Below are 13,072 nucleotides of genomic sequence, written 5' to 3'. Positions count from 1 at the left end.
TCTGGAGATATCCATGAATCGTCCGGTTCGAACGCGAACTGATCCCGACAAGGTGCGCGCGCGCATCCTGGAGGTGGCGGAGGAGCACTTTCGCCGCATCGGCTACCATAAGACGTCGGTGGCCGACATCGCCTCCGAACTGGGCATGAGCCCGGCGAACGTCTACCGCTTCTTCCTCTCCAGGGACGCGATCAACGAGGCCATATGCGGGCGGGTCGTGAATGAGGTCGCTGAGATCGCCTTTGCGATCGCTCGCACGAACGCGCCGGCCTCGGAGAAACTCGACCGGCTCCTGACCGCCGTTCACGACCACAACAAAATGACACTGGTCAAGGAAAAGCGCATGCACGACATGATTGTCGCCGCCTTGCAGGAGAACTGGGCGATCATCAAGGCGCATCTCGAGCGGATGGTGACGATCTTCGAGGCGATCATCCGCGAGGGCATCGAAGCGGGCGAATTCAAGGTCGAAGATCCCGCGGGGGCGGCGCGTGCGGTCAACACCGCGTTCACGTTGTTCTTCCACCCGATTCTGATCGAGCACTGCGTTCAACACGGCGAAGACACCGAAGCGGCCCTGCGCGAGCAGATCTGCTTTATCCTGAAAGCTCTCGGCAAGTCGGCCTAAGGCGCAGCGTGCCTTATGCAGGCACTGTGGTTCCGGGGAAGGGCGCGCGAACACAAGGTTTTGCGTCGAAGGCCAACTCATCTTCAAAATCGCGGCGAAAACGTTGCACACGGCGCTGGCCGAACAGGGATAACCTATGTGCAGGAAGAGATGGCAAAACCCTACCTCGTTCATATGCTCTGACCAGGCGGATCCGGGCGGCCATACCCTCCGATAGTCGGGTCAGGTTCGCCAGCAGCCGCGCGAACGTCAGGTTTGGAGGAGGGCTACGAATGACCGCAATTGGCGGATTGTGTTGATTTAGTCGGCGTTGATCGGCTGGCGGTGCCGTGATTCCATCCACCTGTTGATTCGGGAGGGAACGGGACGATGATGGGATGGCAGGTGGCACCGGCGCAGCTGTTCTACGATTTTTGTCTCGACGATCATGTCCCTGATGACCACCTCCTTCGAAGGATCGACCAGTTCGTTGATCTGGAAAGCGTCCGCACGGAGCTGAAGCCGTTCTACAGCACCATCGGCCGTCCCTCGATCGACCCCGAACTGATGATGCGGATGCTGCTCATCGGATATTGTATGGGCATTCGGTCCGAGCGACGGCTCTGCGAGGAGGTTCACCTCAACCTCGCCTATCGATGGTTCTGCCGTTTGGGGCTGGACGGCAAGGTCGCTGACCACTCGACCTTCTCGCGCAACCGTCATGGCCGGTTCCGACAGAGCGACATCCTGCGGCACCTCTTCGAAACAGTCGTGGAACGCTGCTTGAGCGAAGGCTTGGTCGGCGGCGAAGGGTTCGCGGTGGACGCCAGCCTCATCGCGGCCGATGCCAACAAACAGCGCTCCATCCCGGGCAACGAGTGGCGCAGCGACAATCTTGGTGCCGGTCGAGCGGTGCGCGAGTATCTCGTAACCCTGGATGATGCCGCTTTCGGGGCGGCAAGTGAGGTCACGCCGAAGTTCATCTCACCTTCCGATCCAGCGGCACAGTGGACCGGAGCGCACAAGGGTCATGCCTTCTTTGCCTACGCGACCAACTATCTGATCGATACCGACCATGGCGTCATCCTGGACGTAGAAGCCACCCGCGCTATCCGGCAGGCAGAAGTGGGAGCGGCGCGCACCATGATTGACAGGACCGAGGACCGCTTCGGCCTGAAGCCAGCGTACCTGGCCGCCGACAGCGCCTACGGATCGGCAGCGAACCTCGCCTGGTTGGTCAAGGAACGGGAGATCGCGCCGCATATCCCGGTGTTCGATAAGTCCAACCGCACGGACGGCACTTTCTCGCGCGCCGACTTCATGTTCGACCCGGACGTGAACGAATACACCTGCCCGGGTGGCAAACGTTCGCACGGCACAAGCTTTTCGTCCTTGAGCAGGCGGTTGCCTTCGGAGCCGGTTAAACCCGCTCGCCGCTGCTTTACTTGCCGGAGCCAAGCGGCCTGCCGATGAAGCCGGACACGGCAACGTCGCGGATAAGGCTGCTACTGGACAGGGCAGGGGTTCAGGGCGTTCGGCGAGGGACACATGTTTTCCGTCACACGATGGGAAGCCATCTGGTGCGCAGCACTGACATCGTCACCGTGTCGAGGCGGATGGGTCATAGCAGGGTTTCGACCACGGCGGATATTTATCTGCACGGCGACGAAGTCAGGGATGTGGAAGCCGGAAACTTGCTCGGCGACATCTTTTCCCGGCGGAACGATTCGTGAATCCGTGGCCACGGCGTGGCCACGGGAACTGCAATTTGGCCACGGGTTTCAACTGGAGCGATTGAAGAGAAACGCTGCAACTTACGCGAAACGCAGCGATTTGCGCAGCGTTTTCAATGGTTTGTCTGGAGCGTTTTGGTGCCCCCGGACGGAATCGAACCGCCGACCTTCGGTTTACAAAACCGCTGCTCTACCAGCTGAGCTACAAGGGCGCGGGGCTTCGGTTATCATATCTGCCGCGCCAGTAAAGACCAAAGTCGCGACCGGAATCCGGTGCGGACTGCCGTTTGGCCGTTGAAAGCGGCTGTGCCGACTACAAATCCGCCCGATGGCCACCATATCAAATGCGAGTGAACACCGGTTCCCAGGAGGCAGCCAATGCTGAGATTGGTCGTCGTCGCTCTGTTCGTGGCTTTGGTCTGGTTTCTGCTCCTGAAGCTTTTCGACAGGAAGCGCCCGCTTGACTGGAACGGCATCGTCTTCGCCATCGGTTTCATCGCGCTGGCGTTCTACCTGCGCCACGTGACCGGCATGGGCAGCCTCGCCGAATTGCTCTCCTAAAAATGAAAGAACGACTGAACCTTTTTCCCGGTCGACCCGACTGACTGGCGTGAGGCGGATGGACGCCTCGGCCATTGGATCAAGGAGACCGTCATGTCGTTCAAGCGCATTCTCGTTTCCGGTGCCGCCGCCGTCATCGCTATCAGCGCCGTTCTTGGAGCCACCCAGCAGTCATCGGCCGGAAGCCTTTCGCCCGGCGAGGCGGCGGCGATCGCTGGCATAGGCGGCTTCATCGTCGGCGCTACCATCGCCGGTTCGCAGCCGGCTTATCATGGACATTATTTCGGCGGATATCAGCCGGCCAGTTCCTGGGAGGCCCATGTCGCCCGCTGCTACGCCCGGTTTCGCAGTTATGACCACCGCACCGACACCTATCGCGGGTTCGATGGCCACTATCACTATTGTCGACTGTAAGAGGAGGACACGATCGAACCAGACAAGCCGAAGGGGCGGCGTCAGCCGCCCTTCTCGGCATTCAGGGGGAAGGTGAATCCTTCAGTGCGAAGCCGCCGATCATGCCGGTGATTTCGGCCGCCGCGTCGCGCACCAGCGGACCGACCGCGGCGAGGCGCTCAGCCGTGATCTGCACCGTCGGTCCCGATACCGACACGCCACCGATCGGCTCACCGAACTCGTTGAAGATCGCGGCGGCGACGCATCGCATGCCGGGGTGCCGCTCCTCGTCGTCGACCGACCAGCCGCGCTCCCTGATTTCGGCAAGATCGCGCGCCAGCGCCGCCGGACTGGAAAGAGTCTTTTGGGTAAAACCTTCGAGGCCGGTCTTTCGAATGATCGCGGCGACCCGGTCCTGCGGCAGATGCGCCAGAACCGCCTTGCCGATCCCAGAAGCGTGGAACGAGCTGCGCGTGCCCGGCCGGAAGAAGGCGCGGATCGCCTGATGCGTCTCGACCTGGCTGACAAACACCACGCAGTCATCCTCGGCGACGCCGAGATTGGCGGTTTCGCCGGTCTTTTCCATCAGATCCTGCATCACCACCCGTGCGCGGTCGACCAGCTTGCGCCGGCGCAGGAAGGCCGAGCCCATGCGGTAGGTCTCCACCCCGATCGACCAGAGCTGATCGGTGCGATCGAACTCGACCATGCCATGCGCCTCCAGCGTGGTCAGCATGCGATAGGCGGTCGAGGCGGCGAGGGCGGATCTGGCCGCGATCTCGCTCAGCGATAGGCCGCTGCCTTCGGCGACGATGGCCAATATACGCAGCGCGCGGTCGAGCGACTGGACCGGGCCGGCGTCCAGAGAAGGGCCGAAGGCGCGGGGCCGACCGCGCTGGCGTTTTTCGGTAGCGTCCATAGGTGGAACATAAAAAAATATTTCACAGTTTGGAATAGTGGAAAATTTGAAAAACCGAAAACGCTGAAAAATCAGCGTCAAAGCGCCTTATCTTGAAAATGAAAAAATATTCTGAAAAAATTGAATTCCTAGCCCGTTGCGGGCATTCTGGGCAGGACCGGATTTCAGGTGAGGAGCCACGAAAATGGCCAGGATGCGCGCCGTCGATGCGGCGGTTCTCGTTCTCGAAAAGGAAGGAATTTCCTGCGCGTTCGGCGTCCCGGGTGCAGCGATCAACCCGTTCTATTCGGCGATGAAGGCGCGCGGCACGGTCCGCCACATCCTGGCGCGCCATGTCGAGGGCGCTTCTCATATGGCCGAAGGCTTTACCCGCGCCAAGGCCGGCAATATCGGCCTGTGTGTCGGCACCTCCGGGCCGGCCGGCACCGACATGATCACCGGGCTTTATTCGGCCGCCGCCGATTCCATTCCGATCCTGTGCGTCACCGGCCAGGCGCCGCGTGCCCGGCTGAACAAGGAGGATTTCCAGGCCGTCGACATTGCCGCGATCGCTGCGCCCGTCGTCAAATGGGCGGTGACGGTCATGGAGCCATACCTGGTGCCAATGGCGCTGCAGAAGGCGTTCTTCCTGATGCGCTCCGGGCGGCCGGGGCCGGTGCTGATCGACCTGCCGGTCGACGTCCAGCTTGCCGAGATCGAGTTCGACATCGACGCATACGAGCCGCTGGCCGTCCACAAGCCTGCAATGTCGCGGCTCCAGGCGGAAAAGACGCTTGCCATGCTGAACGCGGCGGAGAAGCCGCTGATCGTCGCCGGCGGCGGTGTCATCAATGCCGACGCATCCGATCTGCTGATTGAATTCGCGGAAATCACCGGCGTGCCGGTCATTCCGACGCTGATGGGGTGGGGCGCGATCCCCGACGACCACCGCCTGATGGCTGGCATGTGCGGTTTGCAGACATCACACCGCTACGGCAACGCCACCATGCTCGCCTCAGACTTCGTGCTCGGCATCGGCAATCGCTGGGCCAACCGTCACACCGGCTCGGTCGCGACCTACACGGCCGGCCGCAAATTCGTGCACATCGACATCGAACCGACGCAGATCGGCCGCGTCTTCGCGCCGGATCTCGGCGTCGTCTCCGATGCCGGGGCAGCGCTGAAGATGCTGCTCGACGTCGCCACCGAGTGGAAAACCGCGGGCAAGCTGCGCGACTGGAGCGACTGGGCGAGAGAGTGCCAGCAGCGCAAGAAGACCATGAAGCGCAAGACGCATTTCGACCAGACGCCGCTGAAACCGCAGCGCGTCTATGAGGAGATGACGAGGGCTTTCGGACGCGACACCTGCTACGTCACCACGATCGGCCTTAGCCAGATCGCCGGGGCGCAGTTCCTGCATGTGTTCAAGCCGCGCAACTGGATCAATTGCGGCCAGGCCGGCCCGCTGGGTTGGACGCTGCCGGCGGCGCTCGGCGTGCGCGCCGCGGATCCCGACCGCATGATCGTCGCGCTGTCGGGCGATTACGATTTCCAGTTCATGATCGAGGAGTTGGCCGTCGGCGCGCAGCACAGGCTGCCTTACATCCACGTCGTCGTGAACAATGCCTATCTCGGGCTGATCCGCCAGGCGCAGCGCGGGTTCTCGATGGATTTCGAGGTCAGCCTGGCCTTCGAAAACATCAACCGGGCGGGCGACCCCGAGGCCGGCTACGGCGTCGACCATGTCGCCGTCGCCGAAGCCATGGGCTGCAAGGCGATCCGCGTGAAGCGGCCGGAAGATTGCGCGGCAGCATTTGCGGAGGCTGAAAGGTTGGTGAAGGAGCACCAGGTTCCGGTGGTGGTCGAGTTCATCCTCGAACGCATCACCAACATTTCCATGGGCATGGAAATCGACAATATCGTTGAATTCGAAGAGCTTGCCGAGCGCAATGAAGACGCGCCGACAGCCATCGCGCTGCTCGACTGATTTCAGGGGAAGAAGAATGCCGCGATTTTCAGCCAACCTCTCAATGCTCTTTGGCGAGCATGATTTCCTCGAACGCTTCGATGCTGCCGCACGCGCAGGCTTCAAGGGCGTCGAATATGTCGGGCCATACGATCACGAGCGGGAAGTGATTGCCGCACGGCTGAAGAAGAACGGGCTTAGCCAAGTGCTGTTCAACCTTCCGCCCGGCGATTGGGGCAAAGGCGAGCGCGGCATCGCCATCTTCCCCGACCGCACCGACGAGTTCCGCAGGGGCGTGGACACGGCGATCGCCTACGCCAAGGCGCTCGGCTGCGGACAGGTCAATTGCCTGGCTGGGATAGCCCCGGAAGGCGTAGGACGCGACGCGCTTGAAAGCACCTTCGTTGAAAACCTGAAATTTGCAGCGGAGAAGCTTGAAAAGGAAGGCATAAAGCTGCTAATCGAGCCGATCAACACGCGCGACATTCCGGGATTTTTCCTGAACAGTTCGAGCCAGGCATTGGCAGTCATGGACCGCGTCGGCTCAGGGAATATTTTCCTGCAATACGATATCTACCACATGCAAATCATGGAGGGGGATCTCGCCCCTACCATCGAGGCAAACCTCGGCCGCATCGCGCATATCCAGCTTGCGGACAATCCCGGCCGTCACGAGCCGGGGACGGGCGAGATCAACTATCCGTTCCTTTACGAGCATCTCGACCGCATCGGCTATGCCGGCTGGGTGGGCGCGGAATACACGCCGAAGGCCAGCACCGAGGCGGGGCTGGGATGGCTTCGGGAAGCCATCAAAACCGCTGAAAACGCAGCCGCGTGAAAGGCTTAGGACGAGAATAATGGAAAAGATCGGCTTCATCGGCCTTGGCATTATGGGCGCTCCGATGGCGGGGCATCTGCTGGACGCGGGTTATGAGGTGGTCGCAAGCGACCATCGCAGAAAACCGCCGGCGGACTTGATTGCTAAGGGGCTGAAGGCCGTTTCCGGTCATGATGCGGTGGCGCGCGTGGTCGACATCGTCATCACGATGGTGCCGGACACGCCGCAGGTCGCCGAGGTTCTGTTCGGCGAGAAGGGTGTCGCCGACGGCCTGTCACGGAACAAGCTGGTCATCGATATGAGCTCGATTTCGCCGATCGAGACGAAGGAATTCGCCAAGAAAATCAACGCGCTCGGCTGCGACTACCTCGATGCGCCGGTATCGGGCGGCGAGGTCGGCGCCAAGGCCGCGTCGCTGACCATCATGGTCGGCGGCGAGGAGCGGGCATTCGAGCGGGCGAGGCCAGTCTTCGAGAAGATGGGCAAGAATATCACGCTGGTCGGGGCAAACGGCGTCGGCCAGACCACCAAGGTCGCCAACCAGATCGTTGTGGCGCTGACCATCGAGGCGGTGGCCGAGGCGCTGGTGTTCGCGTCGAAAGCAGGCGCCGATCCGGCAAAAGTGCGGCAGGCGCTGATGGGCGGGCTGGCAAATTCCCGCATCCTGGAAGTGCATGGCGAGCGCATGATCAAGCGCACCTTCGCGCCCGGATTCCGCATCGAACTGCACCAGAAGGATCTCAATCTCGCACTGGAGGGCGCGAAATCACTGGGCGTTGCACTGCCCAACACCTCGAACACGCAGCAGCTCTTTTCCGCCTGCGCCGCGAATGGCGGGGCGAAGGACGATCACTCCGGCCTGGTCAAGGCGCTGGAGTTGCTGGCCGGCCATGCTGTGGCATGATTACTGGCGCAGTTGTAGCGAGCCTCGAAGGACGCCCGCCTAGTGCTTCAATCCCAGCATGATATCCATGTTCTGGACCGCGGCGCCTGACGCGCCCTTGCCGAGATTGTCGAGCAGCGCGACCAGATTGACCTGCCCCTGGCCCTCGGTGCCGAAGACATAGAGCTTCATCAGGTCGGTGTCGTTGAGCTCAGTCGGATCGAGGCGGGCGAGCTTTGCGCTTTCCGCCAGAGGCACGACCTGAACAACGTCCTGGCCGGCGTAGTGCGCCTCCAGCGTCGCGTGGATCTCGCCCAGCGAGGACGTGCCGTTGAGGTCCGACAAATGCAGCGGAACCTGCACGATCATGCCCTGTGCGAAGCGGCCGACGCTCGGCGAAAAGATCGGCCGGCGTTCGAGCAACCCGTGCTTCTGCATTTCGGGCACGTGCTTGTGCTGCAGAGTGAGACCGTAGAGGAAATGCGGCGCGGAGATATGGTCCTCGCGCGCGGCGTCCTCCATCTGCGCAATCATCTGCTTGCCGCCGCCCGTATAGCCGGAGACGGCGTTGACCGTGACCGGATGATCGGCGGACAGGATGCCTGCAGCCACCAGCGGGCGGATCAGTGCGATCGCGCCGGTCGGATAGCAGCCGGGATTGGCGACCAGCCGCGCCTCGGCGATCTTGTCGCGCTGTTCGGAATCCAGTTCGGCAAAGCCGTAGGCCCAGTCGGGATGGACGCGGAATGCCGTCGATGTGTCAATGATGCGGGTTGAATTTTTTCCCTCAAGGATGCCGACCGCCTCCCTCGAAGCATCGTCCGGCAGACAGAGGATGGCGACGTCGGCCGATTTCAGGAAATCGGCGCGCATGTCCATGTTGCGCCGCTCGGCCTCGGGAATCGACAGAACGTCCAGGTCGGCGCGCCGGGCGAGGCGGGTGCGGATCTGCAGCCCGGTCGTGCCGTGCTCGCCGTCGATGAATATCTTTGGTTTCATGCCTGCCGTCCCGTCCGAATCTATATACCGCTGCCCTGGTTCAGCGCAGTAATACCGTTGTTGTTCAGCGCCTCGAGCCTCGCCTTACGCTCCGCCAGCAGCCCGATATAGTGCAGCGCCACCGATGCCCCGGCGATCGCCGTAATATCGGCATGGTCGTAGGCGGGCGCAACCTCTACGATATCGGCGCCGACAATGTCGATCTGCGTCATCTGCCGAAGCACCGAAAGTATCTTGGCCGAGGATGGGCCGCCGGCGACGGGCGTGCCGGTGCCGGGCGCATAGGCAGGGTCGAGACAGTCTATGTCGAAGGTCACATAGGTCTTCCGGCCGCCGGTGCGTTCGGCGATGGCGTAGGCGATGTCGGCCGCGCGCATTTCCTCGACCTCGTAGCCGTGCAGGATCTTTATCCCGAACGCATCGGGCGCATGGGTGCGCACGCCGATCTGGATCGAGCGGTCGGGATCGACGATGCCTTCGCGAACCGCGCGGGCGACGAACGAGCCGTGGTCGATACGCTTGCCGTCGTCGAACCAGGTATCCTGATGGGCGTCGAACTGCACCAGCGCCAGCGGTCCGTGCACCGCCGCATGCGCCTTGAGCAGCGGCCAGGTGACGAAATGATCGCCACCAAGCGTCAGCAGGAAGGCGCCCGAAGAGATCAGTCTTGCGGCCTCGCGCTCGATCGTCTTCGGCGTCTTCTGGTGGTTGCCGTTATCCAGCAGGCAATCGCCGTAGTCGACGACGCCGAGCTTGTCGAACAGGTCGAGGTGGAAGGGATATTGCGGATCGTTGTCGAAGATCGCCGAAGCGCGGCGGATAGCCTGCGGACCGAAGCGCGCGCCGGGCCTGTTGGTCACCGCGGCGTCGAAAGGAATGCCCCAAATCACGACGTCCGCGCCCTTCACGTTTTTCGTATAACGGCGGCGCATGAAGGACAGCGCGCCGGCATAGGTCGGATCGCCGGCTGCGCCTGTATTGCTGCGCGCGGTGAAGGCGTGATCGATGGAGCTGGCTGGCATCGTGCGGGGTTCCCCTCTGTTTTGCGGAGGGCAAGGTATTGGCCGGATACGACGCAGGTGCAACAAAAAAGCGGCCGGCGCCGCCGGACCGTCCGGTTCGGCGGGGTTTTTCCAAATTCATTTGCCTGTCATGACCGGCCGTTAATGCGTCGCGCAGCTACTCGGCCACGGAGCGATTTGCATGCGCATCATTTCCCTGAGCGCGATCATTATCGGGCTACTCGCTGTTCCTGCCGCCGCGCAAGATTCGCGGATGCGGCAGATTTTGGACCGGCTCGAAAACGCCAACCAGTGGCGCGACCATGTGATGATCGTCGCCCACCGAGGCGGCTGGAAGGAAGGCGGCAGAATCCGCAACGCCGAAAACTCGATGGCCGGCGTCAGGCGCTCGATCGAACTCGGCTTCGAGATCGTTGAACTCGATGTCCAAAAATCGAAGGACGGCGAATACATCGTCCTGCACGACAGCTGGCTCGACCGGACCACGACCTGCAAGGGCAGGGCGGTCGAAAGGACCTTGGCCGAGTTGAAGGACTGCCGGCTGGTGGTGGAAGGAACCGGCGAGGTCACGGCCGAAAGCGTGCCGGCGCTGCGCGACATGTTCGCCGTCACCCGCGACCGCGTGATGGTCAACATCGACAACAAGATGGAGGTCGAGGATCTTGCCGGCGTCGCGGCAATTGCCCGCGAGATGGACATGGCCGACCAGGTCATCATCAAGCAGAACCTCTGGAATTCCGAAAAGCTCGGCGCGATGACGGAGGCCATGGCCGCGATCGGCCCCGGCGTCCGCTTCATGCCGATCATCGCCGACGATGCGGTCGACGATGTGCGTTTCATCGAAAAGGTGGGCCGGACATTTTCGGCCGATGTGGTCGAAATGATCGCCTGGCGCGACGAGAGCCGGGGCATGACCTTGAATGGCGGCGCGCTATTCGGCGCCCGCAGCCGGGCCGTTTCGGCGCGCGGTGACTGGCATTTGTGGGTCAACACCTTCACCATCGTCAACAAGCCCGGCGGGTATCTTGCCGGCGGTCGCGGCGACGAACTGGTGCAGGCGAACTATCCGCAGGAGACGTTCGGCTTCTGGGCCGAGCAGGGAGCGACGATCATCCAGACCGATGAACCCAAAGCCGCCATCGAATGGCTGGAGAAGAACGGCTACCGTGTTCCCTATGCCGAGCAGCCCGAGCCAGCCGGCACCGCCAGCATCAATTGATTGCAGATGTTTGGTGCATAAGGAAAAAGCCGCCCGGAGGCGGCTTTTCGGTGGTGCAATCGGGCCAAACGTCCTGAAATCAGCGCTTCGAGAACTGGAAGCTGCGGCGGGCCTTTGCCTTGCCGTACTTCTTGCGCTCGACGGTGCGGCTGTCGCGGGTCAGGAAGCCGCCCTTCTTGAGCACGCCGCGCAGGCCGGGCTCGTAATAGGTCAGCGCCTTGGAGATGCCGTGACGCACTGCGCCGGCCTGGCCCGACAGGCCGCCGCCGACAACGGTTGCTATGATGTCGAACTGGCCTTCGCGGCTGGCGGCGACGATCGGCTGCTTCAGGATCATCTGCAGCACCGGACGCGCGAAATAGGCGGCGAATTCCTTGTCGTTGACGACGATCTTGCCGGAGCCGGGCTTGACCCAGACGCGGGCGATGGCGTCCTTGCGCTTTCCGGTGGCGTAGGCGCGGCCCTGCTTGTCCAGCTTCTGGACATAGACAGGTGCAGCGGGCTGCGCGGTCGGGGCCACCGTGCCGAGATCGGCGAGCGAGTTCAAATCGGCCATATCAGGAAACCTTCTTGTTCTTGCCGTTCAGCGCGGCGACGTCGAGCGTCTCGGGCTGCTGGGCGACGTGAGGATGGTCGGCGCCGGCATAGACGCGGAGATTCTTCATCTGGCGACGGCCGAGCGGGCCACGCGGGATCATGCGTTCCACGGCCTTTTCAAGCACGCGCTCGGGGAAGCGGCCCTCGAGCAGCTGGCGCGCGGTGCGCTCCTTGATGCCGCCGGGGTGGCCGGTATGCCAGTAGTACACCTTGTCGGTGAATTTCTTACCGGTAAACACGACCTTGTCTGCGTTGATGATGATGACGTTGTCGCCGTCATCGACATGGGGCGTGAAGGAGGGCTTGTGCTTGCCGCGGAGACGGTTGGCGACGACGGTGGCGAGACGGCCGACGACGAGACCCTCGGCGTCGATCAGCACCCACTTCTTCACCACGTCCGCAGGCTTCTGCGAAAAGGTTTTCATGGAGATTTGCTTTCTTCAGGACCTTCCCGGGGGAAGGCGTTTCTTGTTGCTTGGATTGGCAGGCCAGCTTTCCGGTCCGCCAAAAATAAAACGGCGGCCGGTATGGCCGCTGCTTTAGAGTGGCTTATAAGGGAGGGCGAGAGTTGCGTCAAGACAAAGCCAAGGTGTGTGCGCTGGAATAATCTAGCTAAAACAGCGCCATAGATCAATGGTATTTCAATACCACATACAAAATCGAGGCCGGGATGCGGTTCAGCGCATGTCGGCCCGAGGATTGCCTGACAGCAACAATTGAAGTCCCAGGCCGATCATTACCGCGCCGGCAAAGCGTTGTTGCCACAGCTGGAATGACCGGTTGCGCATAAGCCAGCCTCCAACGGCGCCCGATGCGAGCGCCACGGAGCCGAGCATCACGAGGCCGCTTAGTTTCATCGTCGCGCCCAGTATCAGGAACTGCATCGCCGCAGGACCGGACGAAAGGTGGACGAATTGCGGGAGAATGGCGAGCATGAACGCCAGCACGGTCGGGTTCGTCAAATTGCAGATAACGCCTTGTCGAAACGCGCCCGTGAGGCTCGGCTTCGACGCCTCGCCCGTCCCGGCGAAGCCGAAATATTTTTTCCCGGCAAACAGAAATTTCAGCCCGACATAGATGAGATACCCGGCGCCCAGAAGTTGGAGCAAAGCATAAAGCGCCGGCGAGGAACTGATAAGCGAGACAAGTCCCAGCGCAAGCAGCGGTATCTGAATGAACCCCGCGGCGACGCATCCGACCGCGGTCGCCAGAGCGACCCGCCAACCCTGAGCGACCCCCCGGCCAATGACCAGCATCATGTCGGGACCTATCCCGGAAAGCTGATAGGCAAGGACGGCTCCGAGGAACGCTGCGTAGGTTACTGGATCAGGCATCTGCTGGGACCGGATGGCTCGC

General features: G+C 62.1%; 14 protein-coding genes, 1 tRNA gene and 1 pseudogene. 9 read left to right on the top strand and 7 right to left on the bottom strand.

Features of this window, described 5'->3' with window-relative positions:
- The first annotated feature begins 13 nt into the window (after positions 1-13).
- The 3 genes and pseudogenes from ACG873_RS12280 to ACG873_RS12270 all read left to right on the top strand — a co-directional run bounded on the left by ACG873_RS12280 (position 14) and on the right by ACG873_RS12270 (position 2,340).
- Complete coding sequence (locus ACG873_RS12280) at positions 14-628, top strand: TetR/AcrR family transcriptional regulator (protein WP_394892059.1); 615 nt, start codon at positions 14-16, stop codon at positions 626-628.
- Positions 629-997: 369 nt separating this feature from the next.
- Positions 998-1,975: pseudogene (locus tag ACG873_RS12275) on the top strand (transposase); the annotation flags it as partial.
- Positions 1,976-2,076: 101 nt separating this feature from the next.
- Positions 2,077-2,340: a tyrosine-type recombinase/integrase gene (locus ACG873_RS12270; RefSeq protein ID WP_394892057.1), complete on the top strand. Its 264-nt coding sequence runs from the start codon at positions 2,077-2,079 to the stop codon at positions 2,338-2,340.
- A gap of 136 nt (positions 2,341-2,476) precedes the next feature.
- Here the strand turns inward: ACG873_RS12270 and ACG873_RS12265 are convergent.
- A tRNA-Thr gene (locus tag ACG873_RS12265) sits at positions 2,477-2,552 on the bottom strand.
- 166 nt (positions 2,553-2,718) lie between these two features.
- Here ACG873_RS12265 and ACG873_RS12260 point away from each other — a divergent pair.
- Entirely contained in the window at positions 2,719-2,901 is a 183-nt protein-coding gene (locus tag ACG873_RS12260; protein WP_394892056.1) for a hypothetical protein, read from the top strand.
- Between the two features lie 93 nt (positions 2,902-2,994).
- Positions 2,995-3,315, top strand: coding sequence for a BA14K family protein (locus ACG873_RS12255; protein ID WP_394892055.1), 321 nt, complete (start codon positions 2,995-2,997; stop codon positions 3,313-3,315).
- Between the two features lie 61 nt (positions 3,316-3,376).
- Here the strand turns inward: ACG873_RS12255 and bhcR are convergent, their stop codons facing one another.
- Positions 3,377-4,213 carry an HTH-type transcriptional regulator BhcR gene (bhcR, locus tag ACG873_RS12250; protein WP_394892053.1) on the bottom strand — a complete coding sequence of 279 codons (837 nt, stop codon included), beginning with the start codon at positions 4,211-4,213 and terminating at the stop codon, positions 3,377-3,379.
- A 184-nt stretch (positions 4,214-4,397) separates the two neighbouring features.
- Between bhcR and gcl the strand changes: the two genes are divergently transcribed.
- From gcl to ACG873_RS12235, 3 genes are read left to right on the top strand one after another with little or no spacing between them, the layout of a single operon-like run.
- Positions 4,398-6,179 (top strand): glyoxylate carboligase, encoded by a 1,782-nt coding sequence (gcl, locus tag ACG873_RS12245; RefSeq protein ID WP_394892052.1) that lies wholly within the window; start codon positions 4,398-4,400, stop codon positions 6,177-6,179.
- Between the two features lie 16 nt (positions 6,180-6,195).
- Positions 6,196-6,996: a hydroxypyruvate isomerase gene (gene hyi, locus ACG873_RS12240; protein WP_394892050.1), complete on the top strand. Its 801-nt coding sequence runs from the start codon at positions 6,196-6,198 to the stop codon at positions 6,994-6,996.
- A gap of 19 nt (positions 6,997-7,015) precedes the next feature.
- A complete protein-coding gene (locus ACG873_RS12235) occupies positions 7,016-7,900 on the top strand; it encodes a 2-hydroxy-3-oxopropionate reductase (protein WP_394892048.1) in 885 nt (294 codons plus the stop codon).
- A gap of 39 nt (positions 7,901-7,939) precedes the next feature.
- Here ACG873_RS12235 and argC read toward each other — a convergent pair whose 3' ends face one another.
- Both argC and speB read right to left on the bottom strand, forming a co-directional pair.
- Positions 7,940-8,878, bottom strand: coding sequence for an N-acetyl-gamma-glutamyl-phosphate reductase (gene argC / locus ACG873_RS12230; protein WP_394892047.1), 939 nt, complete (start codon positions 8,876-8,878; stop codon positions 7,940-7,942).
- Between the two features lie 20 nt (positions 8,879-8,898).
- Positions 8,899-9,900: an agmatinase gene (gene speB / locus ACG873_RS12225; RefSeq protein WP_394892045.1), complete on the bottom strand. Its 1,002-nt coding sequence runs from the start codon at positions 9,898-9,900 to the stop codon at positions 8,899-8,901.
- Between the two features lie 181 nt (positions 9,901-10,081).
- Between speB and ACG873_RS12220 the strand changes: the two genes are divergently transcribed.
- Positions 10,082-11,119 (top strand): glycerophosphodiester phosphodiesterase family protein, encoded by a 1,038-nt coding sequence (locus ACG873_RS12220; protein ID WP_394892044.1) that lies wholly within the window; start codon positions 10,082-10,084, stop codon positions 11,117-11,119.
- 79 nt (positions 11,120-11,198) lie between these two features.
- Here the strand turns inward: ACG873_RS12220 and rpsI are convergent, their stop codons facing one another.
- From rpsI to ACG873_RS12205, 3 genes are all read right to left on the bottom strand, one after another.
- Positions 11,199-11,675 (bottom strand): 30S ribosomal protein S9, encoded by a 477-nt coding sequence (gene rpsI, locus ACG873_RS12215; protein WP_394892043.1) that lies wholly within the window; start codon positions 11,673-11,675, stop codon positions 11,199-11,201.
- 1 nt (position 11,676) lies between these two features.
- Positions 11,677-12,141 carry a 50S ribosomal protein L13 gene (gene rplM, locus ACG873_RS12210; protein ID WP_394892041.1) on the bottom strand — a complete coding sequence of 155 codons (465 nt, stop codon included), beginning with the start codon at positions 12,139-12,141 and terminating at the stop codon, positions 11,677-11,679.
- A 252-nt stretch (positions 12,142-12,393) separates the two neighbouring features.
- The gene (locus ACG873_RS12205; protein ID WP_394892039.1) at positions 12,394-13,050 is read right to left on the bottom strand and encodes a LysE family translocator; all 657 of its coding nucleotides are present in this window, start codon (positions 13,048-13,050) and stop codon (positions 12,394-12,396) included.
- Positions 13,051-13,072 lie beyond the last annotated feature (22 nt).

This window comes from Allomesorhizobium aridi, assembly GCF_043769475.1.
Classification (GTDB): Bacteria; Pseudomonadota; Alphaproteobacteria; order Rhizobiales; family Rhizobiaceae; genus Allomesorhizobium.
Note: the sequence above shows the minus strand (reverse complement) of the source record. Positions and strands in the feature narration are given on the sequence as shown.